Here is a 25,846-nt window from a genome sequence, read left to right on the forward strand (position 1 = left end):
ATCAATTCCCTCTTTTCTTTAGACAATGGGTAAACAAAAGAATGAGTAAGCCATCAATTACTAAACAGAAATATAAATTGATACAACGTGTTAATAACATGGCTGATGTTAATATACTGGATGGAAATAATACACGGAATAAGATATAGAATAATCCTTCACTTGCACCAATAGCGCCTGGTAATGGAACAAAGCCAACAGCTACAAATAGCACAGCTTCAATCATTGTAATTTGGAACCAGTGGAATTGATGTAAATGAAATCCTAAATAGACACAGAAAGGAACAGTAAACATAAACAACATTTGGAAAAAAGCGGTCAATACCGTTTTACGAATGATACCTTTATGTGCTTTTAGATCGTCCGCTCCATTTTGATAATCGTCATAGACTTGTTTTAAGGAAGCATCAATTCTTGTGGCTACATTTTTTGAGAATACGCCAGCAATCTTCACAACAATTCGATTGATAATTCGAGCTGTTTTTTTAAAGAAAACTACACAGAACATAAATAAATCAATAAGAACATTAACAACAATCCCAATCAATAACGTATATTTGGCTTGGCCCATAGCTTTTGTCAACAAGCCATTTTGACTAATAAAACCAATGATTGCCAATGTCGTAATAGCTGTTTCATGACCAATCAATTGAATGATCAAGACCAAAGCAGAATGGGATACATTGATGTCATCTTTGTACATATAGTATATTTGCATCGGTTGGCCACCGGTTGCAGATGGTGTAATGTAACTAAAGAAAAAACCTAAGATAGAATATTTAATAGATTGCAGGTAGCTGATGGGATAGCCCAATATATGGAGTGGCCGATAGATATTTAAAGCATCACATAACAAGTAAGCAACCATCATCAACATGCCGAGGATAATAAATGGTTGATCTGTTTGTCGAATCGATTCAATAACTTCATTGAGAGAAACAGAATGAAATACGAATGCAAATAGTATAACAACAAGGATCAAAAAAATGATTCCACTTTTCTTAAAACTTTTCTTTTCTGTATTCATAAAACGTATTTTAACATATTTTTTTTTGACATGCTCTTTTTCCGTCATACAATGAAATAGAAAAGAGGATTTTTATGAAAAAATATAAGATTTTTGTGATCAATCCTGGATCTACATCGACAAAACTGGCTTTATTTGAAAATATGGAGTGTAAATTTTCTACTAATGTCTTTCATGATTCATCGGTTTTGATGAAATTTCCAAAAATCAATGATCAACTTATGTATCGGATGATGGTCATTCAATTATTTTTGGAGCAACATCAAATTGATCTTCATGGGGTAGATGCCATCGTTGGTCGTGGTGGAAGTTGTTACGCCTTAAAGAGTGGTGTCTATGAAGTCGATGATCGTTTGTTGGATGATACAAGAAATGCACGTGGTGGTTTGTATCATGTTTCGATGTTAGGTATTCAGCTAGCCAAAGAACTAGCAAATATTTATGGTGGAAGAATCTTTATGGTCGATCCACCGATTGTGGATGAACTGTGTGATGCGGCACGAATTACGGGTGTTTCTGGTATTTATCGAAAGGCTGTTTCTCATGCGTTGAATCTAAAAGCAACAGCTCGTGTGCATTGTGAAAAATATCATTTAGACTATAAGAAAAGTAATTTTATTATATGTCATATTGATGGTGGTATTTCTATCACGGCACATCAACATGGTCAAATGATCGATGGAAATGATGCCGGAGGCGGAGAAGGACCTTTTACGCCAACACGAATGGGATCCATGGCGGTAACGGATATGCTTCATTATTTATATGATTTACCAAAAGAAAAAATTCAATCACTGTGTTACGAAACAGGTGGACTTTCAAGTTATTTTGGAACAAGTGATGCTGATAAGATCCATGCTTTAGTAGAAAAAGGAAATCCAAAAGCACAACGTGTTTGGGAAGCGATGATCTATCAAATCAATAAATGGATTGGTTCGATGGCAACGGTTCTGCAAGGACATGTAGATGGTATTTTATTGACAGGTGGTTTATTGCGTTTTGATGATATCATTCAGGGCATTAAAGTAGGGTGTGAATGGATTGCTCCGGTCTATGCGTATCCTGGGGAATTTGAACAAGAAGCGATGGCCCAAGGTGCTTATGATGTTTTAACCGGTAAAATAAAACCAGTCCATTACACGGGAAAACCGGTATGGACTGGTTTTGAGGACGATTGATCAAATCGTCTTTTTTTGTAGGATCAATGAAACCAATTGGGAATTGTTCTTAGTATGTGCAAACAAATGAATGATGCGATCGGTAGCTTCTTCACTACGAAGGCCATTTAACGAGCGGTGAATGATACGGGAAACTTCCAGTTCTTCAGGTGTTAGTAGCAAATCTTCACGTCGTGTTCCCGATTTGGCAATGTTGATGGCCGGAAAAACACGTTGTTCTTGTAGTTTCCGTGATAAAATCAGTTCCATATTGCCAGTGCCTTTAAATTCTTCATAGACGACATCATCCATTTTTGAACCTGTTTCAATCAGAGCTGTTGCAAGAATGGTCAAACTACCACCTTGACGCATGTTTCGAGCCGCTCCAAAGAAACGTTTTGGCATGTACAATGAAGCGGGATCCAAACCACCAGAAAGAGTGCGACCACTAGGGGCTACCGTTAAATTATAAGCACGAGCTAAACGAGTAATACTGTCCAGTAAAATGACAACATCTTGACTCGATTCAACAAGACGTTTGGCTCGTTCTATGACCATTTCACTAACACGTTTATGATGTTCGGGCATTTCATCAAAAGTGGAATAAATGACTTCGGTATTTTTTCCATGGACGGTTTCTTTGATGTCTGTGACTTCTTCCGGACGTTCATCAATCAATAAGATAATTAAATGACATTCTGGATGATTTTTTTGCAGTGATAACGCAATGTTTTTCAACAAAGTTGTTTTTCCTGCTTTGGGTGGTGAAACAATCATTCCGCGTTGACCTTTTCCGATAGGTGCTAATAAATCAACGATTCGCATAGATAGAGATTGTTCCATTTCAAGATGGAGCCTTTCGTTTGGAAAAATAGGAATTAAATTTTCAAAGTTGGGGCGTTTCTTAACGATTTCCGGATCGATACCGTTTACGGAATTGATACGAATCAAAGCACTAAATTTGTCATTGGAATTTTTTCGTTTTTTACCAACTAAAATATCACCGGTTTTAAGATGGAAACGTCGAATTTGCGAATGAGAAACATAGATATCGTTTTCTCCGGGTAAATAGTTTTCCGAACGAATAAAGCCAAATCCATCGGGCAAGACTTCTAAGATACCCATGGCTGGTTGATCGGATGCAGTTTTCTTCTCATTGGGTTTGGATGCTTCTTTTTTTTGTTGCTCCAGTAACAATTGAATGACTTCACTCTTTTTTAAGGGAGAGAGGCCTTTCAACCCTTTTTCTTTAGCCATGGCTTTGAGTTCTTTTACCGATAATTGTTCAAATTGTTCTTGTGTCATATATCCTCCTGAAGTTATATAGATTGAAAGCTTGTCAAGCTTGTGGATTCTTAGTAAACTAAATGTTGGAATAGAAAAGGAGACGCAGTATATGGTTAATGTTGCGGTTTTAGGTTACGGTACAGTCGGTGCTGGCGTTGTGAATGTCTTAATGACAAATGCAGATATGATTACCAGAAAAGTGGGTACCGAAGTAAGAGTAAAATATGTTTTAGATTTGAGAGACTTCCCAGGAACACCTGTTGAAGATATTGTTACTCATGACTTTAATGATATCGCAAACGATGCAGATGTCAATGTCGTTGTTGAAACGATGGGTGGATTACATCCTGCGTATGAATTTACAAAGCAGGCGTTAGAAGCAGGAAAAAATGTTTGTACATCCAATAAAGAATTAGTTGCTGAATTCGGTGTGGAATTGTGTGAATTAGCGACAAAACATTCGGTCAATTATATGTTTGAAGCTTCTTGTGGTGGTGGAATTCCAATCATTCGTGCTTTAAATACATCATTGATGGGTGAAAAAATTGAAATGGTTTCCGGAATTTTAAATGGAACCACAAACTATATCATGACAAGCATGTATGAAAAAAGTGTGGATTTTGCGACTTGTTTAAAGGAAGCACAAGATCTTGGTTATGCAGAATTACATCCAGAAGCAGATATTGAAGGTCATGATGCACAACGCAAGATTGCGATTTTATCTTCTTTAGCATATGGTAAACACATAAGCTATAAGGATGTTCCTTGCCAAGGCATTACCCAAATTGATACGACAGACATGGCGTATGCGAAAAAGATGGGTATGAAGATCAAATTACTAGCGACTTCAAAAGTAACTGAAGATGGTGTATGGGCCATGGTTGCTCCAAAATTAGTTGGTCCTGATATGATCTTGTATGCAGTCGATGATGTATTAAATGCCGTATATGTCGAAGGAAATTGTTTAGGTCCAGCCATGTTTTATGGTTCTGGTGCTGGTTCTTTACCAACTGCAAGTGCTGTTGTCAGTGATATTTTAGATTGTGCACAAAATTTACATACAACGGTTAAAAAAGATATTACAGATGAACTGCTTCCTTTATTGCCTTTGGATGATGTAAAGAACACGTTCTTTGTTCGTGCCAATGATGAAGCAAAAGTGAAAGCACAGTTTGGTGAAGTGGAAATGATTCGTGTCAATGACGATGAATTTGGTTTCTGGACAAAGGAAATGACTGAAAAAGAATTCAAAGAAAAAGCAAAAGCGGCTGCAATTATTTCATTCTTGCGTCGTGGATAGTTTTACGAATATTTTACAGTTTATTCAATAAAATTATACATTCATTGTTTATCTTATAATTGTAAAGTGGTGATAAACATGAGTGTATTGATTCTCTTGATTTTAATCGGTTGTATCTATTTTGGAGGCGTCTTATTTCGATTTTTCAAGGATTTAAGAAAGCCAAAAAAAGAAATTGAATACAAATTTGAATTACTTCCTTAACTATTAGCACAGAGCAATCTGTGCTTTTTTTTTGAAATTTCGCATCTTATTTAGCTAGTCAAAGCCATTTTTTTATTTGTTTACAAATTTATGATTTGACGATTATAATAGATGCGAGGTGAATGGAATGGAAACACTCGAAACATTAAAAACACGACGTTCTCATCGAAAATATTCCAATCAGATGGTATCGCGTGAAACGATAGAAAAAATTATAGATGCTGGTTTGTATGCTCCCAGTGGAATGGGACAACAAGCGGTTATTATTCTCGCTATTACGAATAAAGCATTGCGTGATCAATTATCGGAAATGAATCGAAAAATTGGTGGCTGGGATTTTGATCCTTTTTATGAAGCACCTGTTGTTTTGGTTGTTTTAGCGGATACCACACGTCCTACCTATATTTATGATGGTTCGTTAGTTATGGGAAATCTAATGAATGCTGCGCATAGTTTAGGTGTGGATTCATGTTGGATCCATCGCGCAAAAGAAGAATTTGAAAGTGAAGAAGGAAAAGCAATTTTAAAAAAATTAGGAATTAGTGGATCATATGAAGGAATTGGTCATTGTATTCTAGGGTATGCTTTGGATACACCGGATGCTGCACCACGAAAACCAAATCGTGTGGTTTGGGTGGAATAATGAAAGCACAAGAGATGTTTGAAGCCTTAGGATATGAGTTGGATACAAATGATCAATTGTTGATGATTTATAAAAAGAATGTGATTGAAATTGTTTTTCAAAAAGATTATAAGAAATATCATGCATTGTGGAGTGGGGAGCCATTAAGTATTGATGTTTCTTTACATCAAGCCATTCATCAACAATGCATCGAATTGGGTTGGATTGAAAAATAACACTTGAATACTAAGAAAGGGAAGAAATTCATGAGAAGGGGAAGTAAATGGATTCTATTGATACTTTGTTTTGTGTTGTTATGTGAAGGATGTGCGAGTCCGATCAATGTGGTGAAATCAGATGGTTCAAAATCAAATTATGTGAAGGCCAAAAAAATTGAGAGTGCCTTGATCGAGCCGGATAATTATATTGGTAAATGGATCAAAGTATACGGCCAGATTACCAGTGGGCCACAAGTTGATGGAGCCAATGGATATCTAGTTTGTTACAAAGGCCAAGGTACACGGTATTTCTTTGTGTCCACGACCAATGCGAACTTTAAAGTTGGGGATTACATCAAAGTGGATGCCAAAATTAATGATATCGTTACGCGAAAAAATGCGTTTGGCGATGATTTGCCTGTAGCTGAGTTGAGTGATGCCAAAATTACCAAGACAACGTATGATAAAGTGGAGGCACCGGCTTATAAAACCATCAAACCGAAAAAGAGTTCGCAAAAAATAGATGGTGTGCAATTTGAAGTCAAGAAAGTGGAGTATGCAGAATCAGAAACACGAGTATATATAACAGTGACAAATAAGACGGATTATGAATTGTATTGTGCATCGGCTTATACGGTTATTCAACAAGGTGATACAGTGATCAATCCGAATACATCGGAATCAATTATTGAACGAGAGGGATATGATCAAATTGCCTCTTCCATTGATCCGGGTGATTCATCCAGTGGTATTGTATTATTTTCAATAGTCAGTCCGGAAAAGTCGAGTCAAGTTATCACTTCTGTTTTTGATTCATTAGGTCAAGAATATGATTTCACAATTGATGTGAATTAAAGCGAGTAATTGCTCGCTTTTTCATTCGGAAGGAGGAAAGCTATGAATCCGGAAGCCTATTATTATTGTTATCCAATGATGAAGGAATTTGACACCATCGTGCGTTCTTGTCAAAAAATAAAAAAAGGTTATGTATTGACAATGGATCAAACGGCGTTTTATCCAGAAGGTGGAGGGCAACCATGTGATCTAGGAACCATAGATACAGCTTCGGTTCTGGATGTACAAGAAAAAGATAATGTGGTCTATCATTATGTCGATCAACCTTTTACAGTTGGACAAACCATACATGGCATGATTGATTGGAATCGGCGATTTTTAATGATGCAGTCACATTCAGGCGAGCATATTGTGTCTGGATTGGTACATGCACAATTTGGTTATGATAATGTTGGATTCCATTTAGATACACAGGGATTGATGACGATTGATTTTAATGGTGTGTTGACACAAACGGATATCGAATCCATTGAAAAGTTGGCTAATGACGTTGTGTTTCAAGATATACCTATCACGATTGAATGGCCAACCAAAGAACAACGAGAACACATGGCTTATCGTTCGAAAAAAGCATTGGATGGAGATGTTCGCATTGTTAAGATTGGGTCTTATGATACATGTGCTTGTTGTGGAACACATGTAGAAAGAACAGGGCAAATTGGGCCAATTAAGATTCTTTCCATGGAAAAGCATAAACAAGGGGTACGTCTACAATTGATTTGTGGTCGTAAAGCTATTATGGATCATCAATTAAAACATACGATTTGTGCCCAGTTATCACCGATGTTTTCCGTGCCTGTGGAAGGTATTGTTGCCGCTGTAAAAAAAGCACAAGAAGACAGCAATGAAAAATCAAGAACTATTCATAAATGGCAGGAGAAGTATATCGTATTAAAAACGGCGATGCTTCCGACATCGAAAATTCAATTTTTGGAAGAGGATGTGGATCGATATACAATGCGTGATTTTTGTAACTATGTATTGTCACATACGGATTGTCTTGTCGCGATAGTCGTATCAAAAAATCAAGAGCGATATTCGTATGTTATGGCTAGCCAAACGATTGATTTGAAAACCAAGGTCAAAGAATTGAATGCTTTGCTTTGCGGTCGTGGTGGAGGACAGAAAGAAATGGTGCAAGGAACGTTTCAAACAGATATCGAAACCATAAAAAAAGTCATTCAACAATGGAATGACTCGTTATAACCAGGATACCGTATTTTCGGTTCCTTTTTTTATTTTTTCAATGTTTCCAGCATGTCGATTGATGACTAGAAGAGTTAAGCACCAGCTGGCAATAATAATGAAACAAGATTCTACATTCATGATCGATGATGTACCAGTAATGAATAAGCTCGATGTTATGACGGCTGTGATACTTGCCAAAGAGACAAATTTAAAAATATACAGTACAATGAAGAACATTGCCAATGGAATTAAAAAGTTGGTTGCGGAATGAAAAATAAAAATGGAACTCGCTAATAGGAAACCATACGTAGATGCCACGCCTTTGCCGCCTTTGAACTTCGCAAAGATAGGCCAACAATGACCAATGACACAGACTAGGCCTGTCCAAATGGCAATGGCTTCATTGGAAAAGATGCTAGCAATTCCCATGGCTAATACAACTTTTAAGCCATCCAAAAGGATAACAGCTGCACCGACTTTTTTGCCTAATACCCTTCCTGCATTGGTGCCTCCTAAATTACCGGATCCATACTGACGGACGTCGGTATGATAAAAAAGCTTGCCAATAACTAATGCGAAAGGAATGGATCCAAGAAGATATCCACATATTAATATAATGATATTTGTTACCATAGTTCTACCTCTACCTATATTATCTTATCATAATCAACATCAAACATTTGAAGAAAATGTTTGATTCACTTATAATTTGTATTTGTATGAAAGGATGATACCATGCCAAAACAACAATATAATGAAGATAGCATCGTAATTTTAGAAGGTCTGGATGCTGTTCGGAAACGTCCAGGTATGTATATTGGATCAACAGATGCCAAAGGACTCCATTATTTGGTTTGGGAAATATTAGATAATTCTATTGATGAAGCATTGAATGGATATGGAAATGAAATTCATATCACCTTAAATAAAGATCGTTCGGTCACGATTGAAGATCACGGACGTGGTATGCCCGTGGGAAAACATGCCAGCGGGGTATCAACTCTACAAGTTATTTTTACTGTTCTACATGCAGGTGGTAAATTTACTTCACAGGGAGGATATCGTAATTCTGGTGGCTTGCATGGTGTAGGTGCCAGTGTTGTCAATGCGTTAAGTGCTTGGTGTGAAGTCGTTGTTTATGATGGTACTGACAAGTGGTCCATGCGTTTTGAACATGGTGATAAGAAGATTGGACCATTGGTTCATGAAGGAAAAACCAATCGTACCGGTAGTACAGTTACTTTCTTACCTGATTTTTCATTGTTTAAAGCGGATCGTTTTTCGTATTCCAAGATTTGTGAAAGAGCACAAGAAGATGCTTTTCTATTAAATGGATTAAAGATCATTGTAACGGATCTTCGAAAAGAAAAAAGGGAAGAAGTGTATCAATATGAAAATGGTTTACAAGCATTTATTGAAGAAATCAATAAAGATCGTACACCTATGCATGATCCAATTAATTTTAGTGGTGAATATAATTCCATCAAAGTAGAAGGATCGTTTCAATATACGGATCAATACCAAGAAAATATTTTTTCTTTTACGAATATGGTACGTACACATGATGGGGGTTCCCATGAAACGGGTGCAAAACAAGCTTTCACCAAAGCTTTTAATGAATATGCACGTAAGAATGGTTTCTTAAAAGAAAAAGATAAAGGATTTGAAGGTTCAGATGTGCGTGAAGGTTTGACCTTGGTCATTAATTTAACCGTTCCTGAAGAGCTTCTACAATTTGAAGGTCAAACCAAAGAAAAGTTGGGAACGCCAGAAGCACGTCAAGCGACGGATATGGTCGTGAGTGAAAATGTGCGTTATTTCTTAGAAGAAAATAAGGAAGTAGCCGATACATTAGTTCGCAAGATCGTAAAGGCGGCTGGTGCTCGTAAGGCAGCTCGAAAAGCGCGTGATGAAGCACGAAAAGGCAAAGGGAAACAAAGAACCGAGCGTATCTTGTCGGGAAAATTAGCGAATGCGCAATCCAAAGATGCACGTCGAAAAGAGTTATACCTGGTCGAAGGAAATTCGGCTGGTGGTTCGGCTAAACAGGGGCGTGATTCCCGTTATCAGGCTATTTTGCCTTTGCGTGGTAAGGTTTTAAATACGGAAAAAGCCAAATTAGAAGCGGTTGAGAAGAATGAAGAATTGAATACGATCATTCATTGTTTAGGTGCTGGTGTGGGTAAAGACTTTGTAGCAGAGGATTCGAATTACTATAAAGTCATTATCATGACCGATGCGGATGATGATGGTGCACATATTCAAAATTTATTATTGACTTTCTTTTGGCGATATATGCGCGATCTAATTTATAAGGGTATGTTGTATATTGCTCTGCCACCACTTTATCGAATTGCCAAAGGAAAAGAAGAATATTACTTGTATTCAGATGAAGAATTAGCCGAAAAACGAAAAGAATTAAAGAGTGGATATACATTGACTCGCTATAAAGGATTGGGTGAAATGAATGCCAATCAATTATGGGAAACAACGATGAATCCAGAAACGCGGACTTTATTGTGTGTGACAATTGAAAATGCAGCATTAGCTGAACGTCGTGTTTCTGAGTTTATGGGTGATCGTGCCGATCTTCGTCGCGCTTGGATCGAAGATAATGTTGAATTTACTCTTGAAGATGATTATGCCAAGGAGGTGGCTTGATGGCAAAAAAACAAAAGGTCGTAAAGCCAGAACACATTTTACATGATGATCTTGAAGAAATCATGGCGGATCGTTTTGCACGGTATTCGAAATATATCATTCAAGAGCGTGCTTTGCCTGATGCACGAGATGGTTTGAAGCCAGTGCAACGTCGTATTTTGTATGCGATGTATGAAGATGGAAATACAGCGAATCATCCGTATCGAAAATCAGCAAAGACGGTCGGTAATGTGATTGGTAATTATCATCCGCATGGTGATAGTTCAGTGTATGAAGCAATGGTTCGTCTTTCGCAGAACTGGAAAATCACCAATCCTTTGGTTGATATGCAAGGTAATAATGGTTCAATCGATGATGATCCGGCTGCAGCCATGCGTTATACCGAAGCACGTTTAAGTCCTATCGCGAATTATTTATTGGAAGATATTGATAAAGAAACGGTAGAATGGGCACCCAACTTTTCGGATGAAAAACTTGAGCCTACGGTACTACCGGCTCGTTTTCCAAATTTATTGATCAATGGAATTAGTGGTATCGCTTCTGGCTATGCGACCAATATTCCACCACATAATTTAAATGAAGTAATCAATGCTTGTATCTATCGGATTGAACATCCGGAATGTACATTAGATGATTTATTACCAATCGTCAAAGGACCTGATTTTCCAACGGGTGGTATTGCGATGGGAGCCAAAGGTATTCGTCAAGCATTTGAAACCGGACGTGGAAAAGTTATGGTTCGATCAAAGGTCCATATTGAACAAACGCGTACGATCCAGCAATTGATTGTTACCGAAATTCCATATGATGTCGTTAAATCTCAGATGGTTAAAAAAATCGATGAGATTCGTTTGAATAAAACGATTGATGGAATATTGGATGTTCGTGATGAAAGTGATCGTACGGGACTACGTGTCGTGGTGGATGTAAAGAAGGATATCGATGCCCAACAAATCTTAAATTATTTATATAAAAATACAGATTTACAAGTTTCTTATAACTACAATATGATCGCTATCGTAGATAAAGCACCGGTACAGATGTCGTTGATAGCTTGTTTAGACGCTTTTATTGCACATCGTGAAGATGTTGTCAGTAAGCGTTCGAAGTATGAATATGATCGTAAATCAGCACGTGCTCATATTTTAGAAGGTTTGATTCGAGCGGTTTCAATCATGGATGAAATTATTCAAATCATTCGTTCTTCTAAGAATAAATCCGATGCGATCAAAAATTTGATGAATCGATTTGATTTTACCCAAGAACAAGCAGATGCGATTGTTTCTATGCGATTGTATCGTTTGACCAATACCGATGTGAAAGAATTAAAAACGGAATACAATAGCTTGAAAAAAGAGTTGAAGCATCTGCATGAAATATTGACGAAAAAAAGTGTATTACATCAAGTTATCATTGACGAATTGAAGGAAATCAATGAGCAAATTCCAACGCCAAGAAGAACTATGATTGAAGCCAATGTAGAAGAGATTAAGATTGATCGCCAAGCCATGATTGCGGATGAACAAGTTGTTATTCCGATTTCACGTGATGGCTATGTCAAAAAAGTATCTTTACGTTCTTTTAATGCTTCGAATCCAAGAGATTGCGGTCATAAAGAAACCGATGTGGTTTTGGGATATGGTCAATGCAGTACTTTAGATACATTATTGTTCTTTACGGATCGAGGGACATATGGCTATGTTCCTGTGTATGCGTTAGAAGAAGCGAAATGGAAAGATATGGGATCGCATTTGGGAAATTATGTCAAAATGGATTCCAATGAAAAGATCATTCGAGCGTACTTCTTGCGTGAGTTTGATGAACATACATATGTGGTCATGACTTCTTCGGCTGGTATGATCAAGCGGACCAAGCTTTCGGAATTAGCAGTCAATCGAGCAAATAAAACAATGGTATGCATGAAAATTGGATCTTTGGATTCGATGTGTAGTGTGCACTTGAGTTATGAGAATCAAGATCAAATTGTTTTGGCCAGTGTGAATGGGTATGGTCTAATGTATCCAGTCGAGCAGGTGCCAGAAACGTCTACACGTACCAAAGGGGTCAAAGCCATCAATTTATCGAATAATGATCAAGTAGCGAGCATGACGGTCATTTCAAAAGATATTCCACAGGTCTTAGTCATTAGTCAGCATGCACAAATGAAACGTTTGAAAGTGGAAGATATTGCACAATTGCATCGTCCTGCAAAGGGTTTGCGTTTGTGTAAATGGGTCAAGAGCAATCCAATCTGGATTGATCAAATATATGGCGTAGATATGGAAACTTCTTTTGTGTTGATGGGCGATGAATCCATTGATTTTAAGGCCAAAGATATTTCTTTGATGAGTCCGGCTGCTACGTTCTCAACGCCATTTGGCAAGATGAATGATTTTGTGATTGAATGTCCAATCGAAACGATAAAAAAGGGAAATTGGACACAAAAACCAGAAGAATTTGAACAGGCTACTTTGTTTGATTGAGGGAGTAGTAAAATAGTTGATAAACATAGGAAAAGATAGTAAAATAACCAAGTAGATAGCGAGGATGGGTATACATGGGATTACAATCAGTTTTATTTACATTAGTTGGAATTGTGATTGGAGCTATTTTAGGTTTCTATTTCACAAAGAAAAGATTTGAAAAAGAATTAAAAGAAAATCCACCAATCAATGAAAAAATGATCCGTGCAATGTTCCTTCAGATGGGGCGAAAACCTAGTGAAGCGCAAATTCGTCAGATCATGAAATCTATTAACTCGAATCGATAAGTGGAGAAGTGCGAGAGCACTTCTCTTTTTCTAAAAGGAGAGCTATGAAAAAAATTTTACATATATTTTTAGCCATTGTTGTTGTTTTATCCATAAGCTTAGCTTCTTTGGCTTTTTATGGATATGTACAATTTCAACGGTTTTCTGCTCAAACTGGTTCTTTAACTACTTTGGTTGAACAAGTAGAAAATAGTGATTCCTATGTGGAATATCATGATTTACCAAATACATTGATCCGAGCAACCGTATCGATTGAAGATCATCGTTTTTTTGAACATGATGGTGTCGATTATATTGGTTTGGTTCGTGCTATCTTAAGTCAAATCAATGAGAATTTGTTGAAAAGTGGTGGCTCAACCATCACTCAACAATTAGCGAAGAATTTATATGGTCAGTATGATTCGAATCTATCATGGAAGTTGGCAGAGTTCTTTTTTGCCAGAGAATTGGAATCGCATTATTCAAAATCCGAAATATTTGCGTTATATGTGAATGTAATCAATTATGGGAATGGATATGTCGGTATCAAAGAAGCAAGCGATGGATATTTTGGTAAAGAACCAGCCGATTTATCCGATGCACAATGTACGATTTTAGCTGGTATTCCACAAGTACCAAATAAATATGAGTTAACCAGTACAGAAAATGTTCAAGATGCAAAAGAACGACAAAAATTAGTGTTGGATGCGATGGTTGAATATAAATATTTAAATCAAACACAAGCAGATGAAATATATGCCGAATCAATTTGGCAATAAAAAAGCGGAAAGTGATCATTCACTTTCCGTTTTGTGGTGTTGTAACGCTTGTTTGAGTGTTGTTTGACGAATATGACGTTGTTTTGTTTTTACACTGCTTTCAAATAAACGCAGTTGGCCAATAATAAATAATTCCTTTTTTGCACGAGATATTGCCGTATACAGTAAGCGTTGATTGAGCATGCGAGTATTGATCTTATCCACAACACAGATGACCATGGGGTATTCACTACCTTGTGATTTATGAATGCTGATACAATAGGCATGTTTTAGATAATATAGGATATCACTGTCAAAATCGACAACATTTTCACCAAAATCAACACTGACACAATATTCTTTTTTCTTTGTTTCAATGGCAATGATCGTACCAATATCGCCATTGAAGACATTATCATCCGGTAAGTTTTTTAACAACATGACTTTATCATCTTCACGAAAGATGGTAGCACCAACGTGTAGTTCTGCTTTATTTGCAGAGGGTGGATTTTTTAGTTTCTGCATGGCCATATTGATTTGGTCGATACCGGCACCGCCATGATACATAGGTGCTAAAATTTCAAAAGAATTTATATCATAATTTTGTGTAATACTTAGAATTGTGGGTAAGATATTTTCTGTGGGTTGCTCGATAAAAGTTACTCCATCTTCATAGGTACAAGTTTGTTCCGTTCGAATTTGATTGGCAAGAGTGACAATGCCACTGCCATTAGCTTGACGGAATATTTTTTCTAGGTGGATGATTGGAAATAAATGACTATCAATGATATCTTTAAAGACTTTTCCAGGTCCGACACTTTCCAATTGATTTTCATCACCGATAAGAAGAATATGACAGTGTGGTTCCAATGCTTTTAATAACGCTGCAAAAATATGGGTATCTACCATACTGAATTCATCCACAATTAAAAAATCAACTTCGATGGGATCGTCTTCATTCATTCCAAAGGAATTATCTTCCATATTCCATTTTAAAAGGGAATGTATCGTTTTAGCGCTGTAGCAAGATAATCGTGCTAATCGTTTGGCAGCTCGTCCTGTTGGTGCACACAGTTGGATGGTGGCATCTGGATAGAAATCTTGACATAGTTCTAGGATTCCTTTGACAATGGTTGTTTTACCGGTACCCGGACCACCATTGATCAACATGACAGAATTTTGAAAAAAGGTAAAGATAGCTTGCTTCTGCTTGTTTTCGTAGGTGATCGCATTCTCAAATTCAATGGCTTTGATTTTGTTGTTGATCGTATCTACTTCAATCTCATCAATGGGTTGAGAATGAGCCAAAAGAATAGAACTGATCCATTGTTCTTCTTCATAGAGATGGAAGGGATAAATGCGATCTTCTACGAGTCGAATGATTTCTTGTTTGGCCAATCGATGAACGGAATCAATGATCAATTGTTGATCGACTTGGGCTAAATATGCCATCAACCAAGGTAATGTAATATATGTATTGCCAGTTTTTAAAACGGCCTGACAGATGGTTTCATGGATATAGGCGTCTTGACGACGTTGATCCTTGGCTGGAAGTTCCATGCCATTGGCTAGTTTACAAGCACTTTTATATCCAAAGCCATTAATTTCATAGTAAGGACGAAAACAGTCTTCTTGAATCACGTCCATAACATCTTCATAGTGTTCTTGCAACAAAGTGATGCGTGTTTGATCGAGTCCCCATTGCATCAATTGAGCATACGTTTGTGAAAAGCCGTCAAAATCTTGGATACCCTGAATGATAATTTGTTTACGTTTATGATTTAATTTTGTAATGGAATCCAAACAACTAGGATCTTCTTTGATTTGATTCAGGCAATCTTCGCCTAAGTGATTCACAATATCTTCGGCTGTTTTTTTACCAATGGTAGGAAAAACATCACTACTCAGAAAGCGAACGATGGCATCGCTTGTGTTGGGTAGTTTTTTTTGAGCAGAAAGAATCTGAAATTGTTTACCGTAGCGAGGATGTGTCACATATTGTCCATTTAATTCATAAATTTGATCTTCAAGTGGTTCGTTGATCATTCCGGTTGCGGTGAAGACATGATACGTCTTGATTTCCGAAAATTGAGCCACCACATAGTGATTTGTTGGATTTTCAAAGATCACGTATTGAAGTTTTGCTTCCAACGTTTCAGTTGGCATGATTTGACTCCTCATAGCAGTGAATTATAGTTTGGTTAAGATCGTTGCCATCTCGATATACTTCTTCAATGACACCGCCACCTAAACAAATCTTGCCATCATAGAATACGGCTTCTTGACCACAGGTAATGGCTGAAATCTTTTGTGGATAACGGACCATAACGGTTGTTGGATCGATGAACTCTAGGTGTACTTCTTGATCCGGTTGGCGATAGCGGAATTTAGCTGTGCAATCGGAAGGAATCGTATATTGATCATCAACAAGCCAGTTGATATTTTTAACTAAACAAGAATCACTATATAACCAATCTTTATGGGTCGTATGACAAACAAAGAGAATATTCTTTTTCACATTTTTACCGACGACAAACCATGGTCCTTTGATGTGATCAATGTGTAGTCCTTTACGTTGGCCAATGGTGTAGTATAGAACACCAATATGTTCACCAACTGTTTCTAACGTATCAATATCGACGATCTTACCATTTTTACTGGGTAGATAATTGGTTAGAAATTTACGGAAATCACGTTCACCAATGAAACAAATACCAGTACTGTCTTTTTTGGTAGAAACACTATCCAATTCTAATTCTTTGGCAATTTTTCGTACCTCGGGTTTTTCAATCGTTCCCAAAGGGAATAGGGTTTTTTGTATGGCGTCTTTATTGACTTGACAAAGAAAATACGTTTGATCTTTATTCTGATCAGCAGCCCGACTTAGATATTTAAATCCATGTTCTTCGGTGGTTGATGCGTAATGTCCTGTTGCGACTGCATCAAAGCCGTGGTCAATTGCATATTGAAAGAAAGAATCAAATTTAATATATTTGTTGCAAAGAATATCTGGATTGGGTGTTCGTCCTTTGGCATATTCATCCAAGAAAGTCTGGAAAACATGATCCCAGTATTCTTTTATGTAGTCGACACGTTCTAAGGGTAGCTCTAGTTTGTTGGCAACGGCCTTGGCATCCATATAATCTTGTTCTTGGGGACAAGTTGGGTCTTGAATGGTGGGATTACCAGCAATATCATTATTGGCAAAGCTATCCCAATTGCGCATGAAACAACAGGTGACGTCATGTCCTTGCTTCTTTAATAGATAGGCAGCCACGGCTGAGTCAACGCCACCACTTAATCCGAGTAGTACTTTCATTGTCAAATCCTCCTTGCGTATTTAATTATACGCAAATTCATAAAATAAACAAAATTTTTGCTTGCAAGAAGTAGAAACATGATGTATTATAAATGAGCAATGCCCGAGTGGTGAAATTGGTAGACGCAGTGGACTCAAAATCCACCGAGTGATGAGCTCGTGCCGGTTCGAGTCCGGCCTTGGGCACCATGTAATAAAGAAACGAGCGATGCTCGTTTTTTTTATGCCGTTTTCAATATTCCTATGGTAAAATATAAGTCATTAAGAGGATCAAAATGGTGCAGAATAAAAAGGACAGTAAAAAGGAAAGTGCAATTGATCGTTTGCGTGAATCGCAAGAAAAGTTGGATCAATTGGATGTGCCTGACTTTACAACAAAATCAATCTCGTTTGATCAGGGGGATCAATCGTTAATAAATATTCAAAAAGTTATTAATGAAAATAAAGAAAAAGAAGCAACGGTACCTGTCGAATCGACAAGAGTAATCAAAAAGATAAAATCAAAAAAGAAAGATGATAAAGATGAAACCAAGAAAGATTTGTCTTTAACGGATACTCTTGTTCGTATGGGAGCAACCGGACGTGTGAAATTAAAGCGGACGTTGTACCAAGAAAATGAAAAAGAAGAATCAAAGTTAACAGAACATCAAAAGAAATCAAATTCGTTTAAATTTCGATTGATCGTTTTTCTATGTATTGTTTTAGTGATTGCTGGATTATTAGTTGGTTATGCCTATAAGACGATTATTTATGACCCACAGCATTTGGTTACACAATCCATGGAAAAAACATATCGAACGTTGCAAAGCTATGCAGATGAATGGAGCATGTCTTCAGATACAGAAAAGAGTGAATTATTGAATTACCAAAAAAAATACAACAAGTTGACAGATGAACAAAAGACCAATATCAATGCGTATTTCAAAGAACAGACGGGTAAGAAATTAACGACTATTTTCAATGATTTAAAAGAAGAAAAGAAACAACAAGAAGCAGATCGTTTGAATACGTTATCAACTTTTATCACCAATTGGGTAACGTATACGGAAGACCAAAAAGCAACCATTGTTTCTTATGAAGATACATATGATAAATTGAATAAAACCGACAAAGCACAAATTGATACGCTTTGTCAGCAGGTATCCACGAAAACATTCTCGCAGTTGTGTAAATCTTATCGAAATTATTCAACATCAACAACAGATACAACATCTTCGCAACAAACGGATACTTCATCAAGTGATACAACGAATGCATCAAGCTATGATACTACGACAACACAAGATAGCACGTATTATGATGGCAGTTATACAAGTGATGGTTATGACACAAGCTACTAATTTCATCTTGAAATACAATCCGGTTTCATGTATTATTATGGACAGATGCCGGAGTAGCACAGCGGTAGTGCAACGCATTCGTAACGCGTAGGTCGGAAGTTCAAATCTTCTCTTCGGCACCATATGCCATAAAAGCCCTTATTTAAAGGGCTTTTTATTTTTTATATCTTATTTATATCTCATTTATGTTTCGGTTATCCGTTTTCTATAGCGTCCAGTATCTCATCTTCCTGGCGATCCAAAAGGTGCCCATATCTGTCCATAGTGATGGTTATCGAGCTGTGTCCAAGCCGCTTGGATATCTTGTACATGTTGACACCCTTTTCAATCAAATAGGAAGCATGAGAGTGCCGGAAGTCGTGGATACGGATATAAGGAAGTCCGCTCTTTTCGATGGCTTCTTTTTTTACGCGGTCGATACTGGTCAATGATAATGGCTTATATCCACCGAAAAGGAACCAATCTGCACTGTATCCGGGCATGCCCTTATATTTATCTATCTGTTCATTCAATAGCTCTATCGTGGCTTTATCCAGTGCTACAGTACGTTTGGACGTTGGACTTTTGAGGACCGTAAATTCACTGCGTGAGCTTCGCTTCAACTGTCTCCAAATATTGACACGCTTGCCATCATAGTCGTTAAATGTGAGGCTCATGGCCTCATTTTTTCTTAGACCGGTCCAAAAAAGCAAATGAAAGAATATCATATATTCACGCTTGGCCTCCGGAATCGCATCGCAGAACGCTTGAAACTGTTCCGGTGTATAAATGGTCATCTCATGCATACGTTCTTTCTCCGTCATTTTAAATGATGGAATAGAGCGCATTGGATTGCGTGATAGATCATAGAAATTGCATGCGTGCTCAAATACACCTTTAAAGTAGATGTATATCTTATTTTTGCGTGCCGTGGAAAGCCTCTTGATATCATCCGACTCCAGTATCTGCTTGATCATGGCCGGCTTGATCCGGTCGACCTTCACATCGAGCAACGGTTCCAGATACGTATACAGTATGTATTCCTTGTCCTCGATGGTCTCAGGCTTATTGTTTGATTTATGTAGTTCTATGTAGTCCTTTATCACGTTTTTTAATTTTGTACCGCTCGAAGATTTGGCATCCTCGATGAACTGTGCCTCTGCTTTTGTAGCTTCCTTTTTCGTATCGAACCACTTGGAGTTCTTCTGTTTTCGCTTTCCGATATGATCGGTATAGTAACATCTGTATGACCACTGTTTTTTGCCGTTATGCATCCGTGTTGCAATTGACATTGGTACTCATCCTTTCTTTCAATTTTTAAAAATGTTAAAATGAGCACATAAAAAGAAAAATGGTTGACTAGTTATTTTCTTTTTATGCACAAGCTCTCTATGACGGTTTGTTTATTGAAGTTTGTTCACCGCCAGTGAGAGCTTTTTTTTATTTGTTGATAAATCAATCTATTAATTCGAAATAAAAAATAGGTCTATCTCGTTTGCACAAGATAGACCATCAGTGACGCCCGGATATCCGTCGTCAAGATAAAATATCAGTGACTCCCATACGTTGCGTATGTAGCCAAGATTCATTCATATCTTATATCAGCCGTTTTCTTGTGTCAAATCAATTGATGTGTACGATTTTATTATTTCTCGATCGATTCGATTCATTATTTCGTCAGAGACTCTTATATGACCTATAGGATCAAGTTCGTTTAAAGGCTTATTTATTCGGTACTTGCTAACGGTTGTTATGCTATTGATCATACCAAAAGATCCTTTATTCTTTTCTTTGTAGTAACTATTTACTTTGCGAATCTTTGAATTAACAATATGCAGTAGTTCATTAAGTTCCGTAGACGTGTATTCAGCCATGCCATCTTCATTTGCTTTTTTATCTGGAGCAAATTTTTTCAAAAACCAAACTATCCTATGATCTTCGATTGATCTTACTTCTCCCACGTCAGGGACAATGTTGCCTTGCTGTTTAAAGAGTTCTTTATTTAAAAGATCATATACTTCTTGTATTTTTCTTTCCTGCTCCAAAAGGCTATCAAAAATATTCAATATGATCTCAGTTTCCAAGGAAATATGATACTTCTTATACTTGGATGTCAAAGGCAGTACGGTCAGATTGCCATTATATGGCGAATCTTTTTTATTCAGTACGATACCAAAATGATGGCCGGATAGCTCATTGCCTATAGAAGTGCCGAAGTTGACAAAAACCACGGTTCCTCTTTTGTATGACAGATACTTATTACGAGCATTGCTATTTTTATTCTCAATGTAAAATGTCTTAGCTTGGAAGGCTTCCCACGAATCCAAATGGTAGAATTTTTTGTTTCTACAATTCTTGATTATTGCTTGTAAAGTATCAGAACTTTTTTGCAGAGATTTGCACTTTTCTTTTAATTCCTTTTCTGTCATTCCTTCATCCCCAATCTTTCATTCCACATCGCTTTGAAATGCCCTAATGCCAGTGAGGGCGCTTTTTTTATTGTTCAATACTGAATTTAAATTTATATCTTCCAATGATCCGAAAGCAAGCATCGTCATTAGCTATATCTATTATTATCGGATCATATTTTTCGTTAGCTGATTCGAGCAAAATTATTCCATTATTTAATCTTCTGAAAATCTTACAGTAGTTTTTATCATTTAAACAAAAAGAACCAATTTGCCCATTATCTAAAGCATTGGTCTGTTCAAAAACCAATACGTCACCTTCTTTGATACCTTTACCAAGCATCGAATCGCCTTTTGCCATATTAGCAAAATAAGTGTGGCTTTTCGTTAAGTATCTATCCGGTATCGTAATGTAATCTTCAGGAATATCATCAATGAACATTCCAGTGCCACATGAAATATTTTCAAATAACGGTATTTGCACCATTTTAATGTTTGATTTATCCGCTCCCATTAGCCATCCTGGAGTAGTTTTTAAAGCATCAGCAAAAGCAATTATTTTTGATTGTGGCAAATCAATAGAGCCGTTTTCTATTCTTGCGATAGCAGACCTGTTTGAATATCCAATCATGGAAGCTAGATCATCTTGTGTAAGCCCTAATTGTTTTCTTCTTAATTTAATTCGTTCATATAGTATGGCTTTACTCATATTTTCACCTTCATTTCTGCCTAAATAATAACATTTTTACTAAAAAATTAAAATATTTGTTGCATAAGAATAAACATGTGATTATAATGTTACTGTAAGTAAACAGAAATGAGGTGAAACGATGGTAGACAGCTATGAACTTATGGTTCAGATTAAGAAAAAAGGATTCACTCAACAGGATATAGCCGATAAATTAGGTATCAATGTTGTAACGTTAAACCGTAAAATCAAAAATAAAAATGAATTTTTGACTTCTGAACTTTATCGGCTTAGTGAAATTTTAGACATTCCTATTGATAGTCCTATTTTTTTTAGCCATGAAGTTACTAACAGTAACGATTTAAATTGTTAAAAACTATGGAAACAGGAGAAATTATGAACGCAACAAATTTATCGATTATATGCAATATCTGCACGTTGATATGTCAGATCGTGATACTGGTATCACTCATCCGTGCGGAGAACAAATGATTTGCTTTTAGAAAAGATTGAAAGCATACGGTTGGTTTCAACAGTGATGGTTACTTCATTACCTATGTCCTTGAAGTAGTATCGATACTCATCTTCCGAATTTGGAAGCATTGTCGTTTCACCTTCAAGCATCAATGGCTCAGCATCTAAAACAGGATCATAAACGGATTCTTCCGGTCCTTCATAATCATTGATCGGAAATATAGTTCTTCCATCAATAGAAAAGATGATTGATCTTATTACAATCGGTGTGTTTGAAATATTCAGTATTTTGAATTCAATCAATGGATGATCAAAAGCCCCGTCGGAATCAGCATCTTCAATAACGATACGTGGACGATTGAAACGTCTTGTATACCAAACGCTGTATAAAGCAACCAGTAAGGCAAGTACGGAAATGATGTTACTCATTTCATTGCTGGATAAGAAATCATGCATAAAAGTCACCCCACTTATATAAGCATTATATCAAGTGGATGTTGGTAATGAAGAGGAGATTGTAACAGAAAGGAATTTATTATGGATTATCGAATGATGCGTCATATTAATGACATCCAAATTCAAAAAGAGGTGGATGCACGTATAGCACGTGATGCCATCCGACAAAAAAAACTACAAGATTCCAAAGACAAACACGACGCAGTCATCATGATCATCGCCACGATCATCGGCATGTTGGTCGTTGGGTTCCTTGGTGGGTAGAAAAGGAGGTGATGGCCTATGTGTACGGCAAAGGAAAGGCTGGAACTGCTTGAACAGCCGTATCTGACTGGTGCGGAATTCGCAAGAGTTCTAAATCGATCGCCTTCGGTCGTCAATCGAGAAATCAGAAAGTCAAAGGACCGCATCTATTTCGTAGATGGGTGGGGCTATCTGACTGACGACCTTATCAAGGTGTTCCATCTGAAGCCGTTTGTGGCACGGCTAAAAAAAGAACTGACCCACGACACAAAAAAAGCAGCTGATGCTTAGATCAGCCACTGACTAAAATTAACAACATAATTATAGCACGTCCGTCCATAGAAAGCACAGGCAAAGCTCCTTTCCTCTAGTAAATACATCGCTTGCCGGACTTTTTAACCGTTGGTCGGCATAGGCAAAAAAACCCGATTGAAATTTTTTTGTTTCATTTATAGTTTTGCCTGTGCTCTCTGTGGATGGGCAAGAAAAGCATAAAAAAAGGTCGGTGCTACCGACCTACACATGATTATTCATATTGATTCATAAAAATAAAGATGAGGTGAAAACCTTTATATGTTTATTAAATGTTTGCTATTTGAGTATATCACAAATTAATAAATAGAAAGAGTAGGTGAAAAATCCTCCCGAAATTTAAATTCTTGAACAATGCTATAAAACCCCTTTTCATAGCAAAAAAAGATATACGTAAGTAGTTTTTGATCATGTGTAGATTGGTGGCACACGACTAAAAAGGAAACAACAAAATGAAACCATACAACAAAATAAAATTACCGGAAACCCGTGAAGAGTGGCTGGAAAATCGAATGAAAGGGATAGGCGGCAGTGATGCCGGCGCTATCCTGGGCTTCAATCCATACAAGTCGCCATATTACTTATGGTGCGAGAAGACAGGCCGTATCGGCTCACAGCCGGACAGCGAAGCCATGCGACAGGGACGCGACCTGGAGGACTATGTGGCACGCCGATGGATGGAAGCGACTGGAAAGAAGGTCCATAAGAGCGGATTCTCTTACCAGTCAAAAGAGCATCCATACATGCTTGCCAACGTGGATCGATTGGTCGTTGGTGAGAATGCCGGTCTTGAGTGCAAGACGGCCAATGCATTGACACGAACACGATACGACAAAGGCGATATACCAGCGTCATATTACGCGCAGTGCATGCACTATATGGCCGTAACAGGCATGGACAAGTGGTATATTGCCGTACTTGTCCTTGGAAAAGCATTCTATTTCTTTGAGGTCGAGCGTAACGAAGAAGAAATAGAAGCATTGATCCGTGAAGAGCATAGATTCTGGAACTATGTCAAGACGGATCAGGAGCCACCAGTAGACGGGACCGATTCGACCAGTGAAGCACTCAACCAGGTATTTCATCCATCTGATGATGCCGGAAGTGTGATCATAAGTGATGATCTTACATCAATGCTCCTCGAGCTAAAGTCCAAGCAGAAAGAGCTTCAGACGATACAAAAGGAGTATGAAAATCAAATAAAAGACGTGATGGGAGATGCCGTATATGCGTATTCCAATCATGCCAACATCACCTGGAAGGAATCGGTATCGAAAAGATTCGACACGAGCCGATTCAAAAAAGAAAATCCGGATATGTATAACCGGTATCTTAAGAAATCAACGACAAGACGATTCCTTATCAAAGAGATGAAGGAGGAAGAAGAATGACTACTACAAACCAACAGGGAATGATCACAAAAAAGGCCAACAACAGCGTGGCCAAGAAAACCAATCGAACGATGAAGGATTACATCACGATGTATCAAGGCGAGATCGCCAAGGCCCTGCCATCTGTGATGACCCCGGAACGATTCGTAAGGATTGCTACAACGGCCGTGACGAACACACCGAAACTGGCAAGCTGTACACCACAGTCGTTCATTGGTGCGCTTCTCAATGCGGCGCAGTTAGGATTGGAGCCTAACACCCCATTAGGACAGGCCTATCTGATTCCTTACGGAAATCAATGCCAGTTCCAGATCGGATATCTAGGCATGGTAGAACTTGCGCAGAGAGCAGGAACCAACGTGGACGCACATGTTGTTTATGCCAATGACGAATTTGATTACTCGTTAGGTTTGCACCCGGACATCAAGCATGTACCGGCCATGAAAGATCGCGGAGAAGCTATTGCATACTATGCCGTATGGCATAATGGCGAAAACTTCGGCTTCGAGGTCATGAGCCGTGAAGATGTCGAAAAGCACATGAAGAAATACTCAAAGACGTATTCTAACGGTCCATGGAAGACAGAGTTTGATGAGATGGCGAAGAAAACAGTGCTAAAGAGAGCACTGAAATATGCGCCAAAGAAGACTGACCTTGCAAGAGCCGTCATGCAGGATGAGACCATCAAGCAGTTCAATCCAAAGGCCGATAATGATATGGCTGATGCCAAAAACGACTTCTTTGATGTCGAATATGACGAAGTGGATGAAAACACGGATCCAGTTACTGGAGAAGTGAAATAATGGCTGTCTTGTTCACCATACCGGGCGAGCCTGGAGCCAAAGGAAGGCCGCGATTCACACGGTATGGACATGCCTATACCGACAAGAAGACGGTCGAATTTGAGAACCTGGTGCGTGTTGCATTCACACAGCACGTGCCAGGCCATCAGCCTTATGAAGGACCGTGTCGTGTACATATCGATGCGTACTTCAGTATCCCCAAAAGCGCATCAAAAAAGCGCAAAAAGCTGATGATTGATAAACAGGTCAGACCTACAAAAAAGCCCGACTGCGACAACATCGAGAAAGCGATACTGGATGCACTGAACCATATCGCTTACGACGATGATAAGCAAATAGTCGAAACATCGGTATGCAAATACTATTCCGATGTGCCTAGAACGATAGTGATGATAGAGGAGGTGTGA

The 25,846-nt window shown here is 37.8% G+C and carries 26 protein-coding genes and 2 tRNA genes; 19 read left to right on the plus strand and 9 right to left on the minus strand.

What is annotated here, in order from left to right; all coding sequences use genetic code 11:
* Window position 1 precedes the first annotated feature (1 nt).
* Window positions 2–1,027: a lysylphosphatidylglycerol synthase transmembrane domain-containing protein gene (locus EDX97_RS09275; protein WP_183164332.1), complete on the minus strand. Its 1,026-nt coding sequence runs from the start codon at window positions 1,025–1,027 to the stop codon at window positions 2–4.
* 74 nt (window positions 1,028–1,101) lie between these two features.
* Between EDX97_RS09275 and buk the strand changes: the two genes are divergently transcribed.
* On the plus strand, window positions 1,102–2,205 hold the full coding sequence (gene buk, locus EDX97_RS09280) for a butyrate kinase (protein WP_128520881.1): 1,104 nt from the start codon (window positions 1,102–1,104) through the stop codon (window positions 2,203–2,205).
* On the opposite strand, the gene rho is transcribed toward buk, so the two are convergent.
* Complete coding sequence (rho, locus tag EDX97_RS09285) at window positions 2,206–3,489, minus strand: transcription termination factor Rho (RefSeq protein ID WP_128520882.1); 1,284 nt, start codon at window positions 3,487–3,489, stop codon at window positions 2,206–2,208.
* A gap of 91 nt (window positions 3,490–3,580) precedes the next feature.
* Between rho and EDX97_RS09290 the strand changes: the two genes are divergently transcribed.
* From EDX97_RS09290 to EDX97_RS09310, 5 genes are all read left to right on the plus strand, one after another.
* Complete coding sequence (locus tag EDX97_RS09290; RefSeq protein ID WP_128520883.1) at window positions 3,581–4,771, plus strand: homoserine dehydrogenase; 1,191 nt, start codon at window positions 3,581–3,583, stop codon at window positions 4,769–4,771.
* Between the two features lie 331 nt (window positions 4,772–5,102).
* Complete coding sequence (locus tag EDX97_RS09295; RefSeq protein ID WP_128520884.1) at window positions 5,103–5,618, plus strand: nitroreductase family protein; 516 nt, start codon at window positions 5,103–5,105, stop codon at window positions 5,616–5,618.
* Window positions 5,618–5,833, plus strand: a complete 216-nt coding sequence (locus EDX97_RS09300; protein WP_128520885.1) for a hypothetical protein — start codon at window positions 5,618–5,620, stop codon at window positions 5,831–5,833. The genes EDX97_RS09295 and EDX97_RS09300 overlap by 1 nt, the downstream gene beginning before the upstream one ends.
* Window positions 5,834–5,863: 30 nt before the next feature.
* Window positions 5,864–6,670: a hypothetical protein gene (locus EDX97_RS09305; protein WP_128520886.1), complete on the plus strand. Its 807-nt coding sequence runs from the start codon at window positions 5,864–5,866 to the stop codon at window positions 6,668–6,670.
* Between the two features lie 42 nt (window positions 6,671–6,712).
* Window positions 6,713–7,876, plus strand: coding sequence for an alanyl-tRNA editing protein (locus EDX97_RS09310; RefSeq protein WP_128520887.1), 1,164 nt, complete (start codon window positions 6,713–6,715; stop codon window positions 7,874–7,876).
* On the opposite strand, the gene plsY is transcribed toward EDX97_RS09310, so the two are convergent.
* Window positions 7,871–8,491, minus strand: coding sequence for a glycerol-3-phosphate 1-O-acyltransferase PlsY (gene plsY / locus EDX97_RS09315; protein ID WP_128520888.1), 621 nt, complete (start codon window positions 8,489–8,491; stop codon window positions 7,871–7,873). The two genes, EDX97_RS09310 and plsY, sit on opposite strands and share 6 nt — an antisense overlap.
* A 102-nt stretch (window positions 8,492–8,593) precedes the next feature.
* On the opposite strand from plsY, the gene parE reads away from it, so the two are divergent.
* The 4 genes from parE to EDX97_RS09335 all read left to right on the plus strand — a co-directional run bounded on the left by parE (window position 8,594) and on the right by EDX97_RS09335 (window position 14,047).
* The gene (gene parE / locus EDX97_RS09320) at window positions 8,594–10,519 is read left to right on the plus strand and encodes a DNA topoisomerase IV subunit B (RefSeq protein WP_128520889.1); all 1,926 of its coding nucleotides are present in this window, start codon (window positions 8,594–8,596) and stop codon (window positions 10,517–10,519) included.
* Complete coding sequence (parC, locus tag EDX97_RS09325) at window positions 10,519–13,002, plus strand: DNA topoisomerase IV subunit A (RefSeq protein ID WP_128520890.1); 2,484 nt, start codon at window positions 10,519–10,521, stop codon at window positions 13,000–13,002. The genes parE and parC overlap by 1 nt, the downstream gene beginning before the upstream one ends.
* A gap of 74 nt (window positions 13,003–13,076) precedes the next feature.
* Window positions 13,077–13,289, plus strand: a complete 213-nt coding sequence (locus tag EDX97_RS09330) for a YneF family protein (RefSeq protein ID WP_128520891.1) — start codon at window positions 13,077–13,079, stop codon at window positions 13,287–13,289.
* 44 nt (window positions 13,290–13,333) lie between these two features.
* Complete coding sequence (locus tag EDX97_RS09335) at window positions 13,334–14,047, plus strand: biosynthetic peptidoglycan transglycosylase (RefSeq protein WP_128520892.1); 714 nt, start codon at window positions 13,334–13,336, stop codon at window positions 14,045–14,047.
* A gap of 15 nt (window positions 14,048–14,062) precedes the next feature.
* Here the strand turns inward: EDX97_RS09335 and recD2 are convergent, their stop codons facing one another.
* Window positions 14,063–16,192: an SF1B family DNA helicase RecD2 gene (gene recD2, locus EDX97_RS09340; protein WP_183164333.1), complete on the minus strand. Its 2,130-nt coding sequence runs from the start codon at window positions 16,190–16,192 to the stop codon at window positions 14,063–14,065.
* Window positions 16,182–17,345 carry a tRNA 2-thiouridine(34) synthase MnmA gene (gene mnmA, locus EDX97_RS09345; protein ID WP_173446312.1) on the minus strand — a complete coding sequence of 388 codons (1,164 nt, stop codon included), beginning with the start codon at window positions 17,343–17,345 and terminating at the stop codon, window positions 16,182–16,184. Before mnmA ends, recD2 begins: the two co-directional genes overlap by 11 nt.
* A gap of 101 nt (window positions 17,346–17,446) precedes the next feature.
* On the opposite strand from mnmA, the gene EDX97_RS09350 reads away from it, so the two are divergent.
* The 3 genes from EDX97_RS09350 (at window position 17,447) to EDX97_RS09360 (ending at window position 18,807) form a co-directional block, all read left to right on the plus strand.
* A tRNA-Leu gene (locus tag EDX97_RS09350) sits at window positions 17,447–17,534 on the plus strand.
* An 86-nt stretch (window positions 17,535–17,620) separates the two neighbouring features.
* Window positions 17,621–18,685, plus strand: coding sequence for a hypothetical protein (locus EDX97_RS09355; RefSeq protein ID WP_128520895.1), 1,065 nt, complete (start codon window positions 17,621–17,623; stop codon window positions 18,683–18,685).
* 47 nt (window positions 18,686–18,732) lie between these two features.
* Window positions 18,733–18,807, plus strand: a tRNA-Thr gene (locus tag EDX97_RS09360).
* 72 nt (window positions 18,808–18,879) lie between these two features.
* Here the strand turns inward: EDX97_RS09360 and EDX97_RS09365 are convergent.
* The 3 genes from EDX97_RS09365 to EDX97_RS09375 form a co-directional block, all read right to left on the minus strand.
* A complete protein-coding gene (locus tag EDX97_RS09365; RefSeq protein ID WP_128520896.1) occupies window positions 18,880–19,956 on the minus strand; it encodes a site-specific integrase in 1,077 nt (358 codons plus the stop codon).
* Window positions 19,957–20,265: 309 nt separating this feature from the next.
* Window positions 20,266–21,093 carry a type II toxin-antitoxin system PemK/MazF family toxin gene (locus EDX97_RS09370; RefSeq protein WP_128520897.1) on the minus strand — a complete coding sequence of 276 codons (828 nt, stop codon included), beginning with the start codon at window positions 21,091–21,093 and terminating at the stop codon, window positions 20,266–20,268.
* 67 nt (window positions 21,094–21,160) lie between these two features.
* Window positions 21,161–21,781 (minus strand): LexA family protein, encoded by a 621-nt coding sequence (locus tag EDX97_RS09375; protein WP_128520898.1) that lies wholly within the window; start codon window positions 21,779–21,781, stop codon window positions 21,161–21,163.
* A 121-nt stretch (window positions 21,782–21,902) separates the two neighbouring features.
* On the opposite strand from EDX97_RS09375, the gene EDX97_RS09380 reads away from it, so the two are divergent.
* Window positions 21,903–22,133: a helix-turn-helix transcriptional regulator gene (locus tag EDX97_RS09380; RefSeq protein WP_128520899.1), complete on the plus strand. Its 231-nt coding sequence runs from the start codon at window positions 21,903–21,905 to the stop codon at window positions 22,131–22,133.
* 92 nt (window positions 22,134–22,225) lie between these two features.
* Here EDX97_RS09380 and EDX97_RS09385 read toward each other — a convergent pair whose 3' ends face one another.
* Window positions 22,226–22,690: a hypothetical protein gene (locus EDX97_RS09385; protein ID WP_128520900.1), complete on the minus strand. Its 465-nt coding sequence runs from the start codon at window positions 22,688–22,690 to the stop codon at window positions 22,226–22,228.
* A gap of 81 nt (window positions 22,691–22,771) precedes the next feature.
* Between EDX97_RS09385 and EDX97_RS09390 the strand changes: the two genes are divergently transcribed.
* From EDX97_RS09390 to EDX97_RS09410, 5 genes are all read left to right on the plus strand, one after another.
* Window positions 22,772–22,954, plus strand: coding sequence for a hypothetical protein (locus EDX97_RS09390; protein ID WP_128520901.1), 183 nt, complete (start codon window positions 22,772–22,774; stop codon window positions 22,952–22,954).
* 18 nt (window positions 22,955–22,972) lie between these two features.
* A complete protein-coding gene (locus tag EDX97_RS09395) occupies window positions 22,973–23,224 on the plus strand; it encodes a hypothetical protein (protein ID WP_128520902.1) in 252 nt (83 codons plus the stop codon).
* A 473-nt stretch (window positions 23,225–23,697) separates the two neighbouring features.
* The gene (locus tag EDX97_RS09400; RefSeq protein ID WP_128520903.1) at window positions 23,698–24,636 is read left to right on the plus strand and encodes a YqaJ viral recombinase family nuclease; all 939 of its coding nucleotides are present in this window, start codon (window positions 23,698–23,700) and stop codon (window positions 24,634–24,636) included.
* Entirely contained in the window at window positions 24,633–25,439 is an 807-nt protein-coding gene (locus EDX97_RS09405; RefSeq protein ID WP_128520904.1) for a recombinase RecT, read from the plus strand. The genes EDX97_RS09400 and EDX97_RS09405 overlap by 4 nt, the downstream gene beginning before the upstream one ends.
* Window positions 25,439–25,846, plus strand: a complete 408-nt coding sequence (locus EDX97_RS09410; protein WP_128520905.1) for a RusA family crossover junction endodeoxyribonuclease — start codon at window positions 25,439–25,441, stop codon at window positions 25,844–25,846. The genes EDX97_RS09405 and EDX97_RS09410 overlap by 1 nt, the downstream gene beginning before the upstream one ends.

The organism is Absicoccus porci (assembly GCF_003725415.1).
Classification (GTDB): Bacteria; Bacillota_I; Bacilli_A; order Erysipelotrichales; family Erysipelotrichaceae; genus Absicoccus; species Absicoccus porci.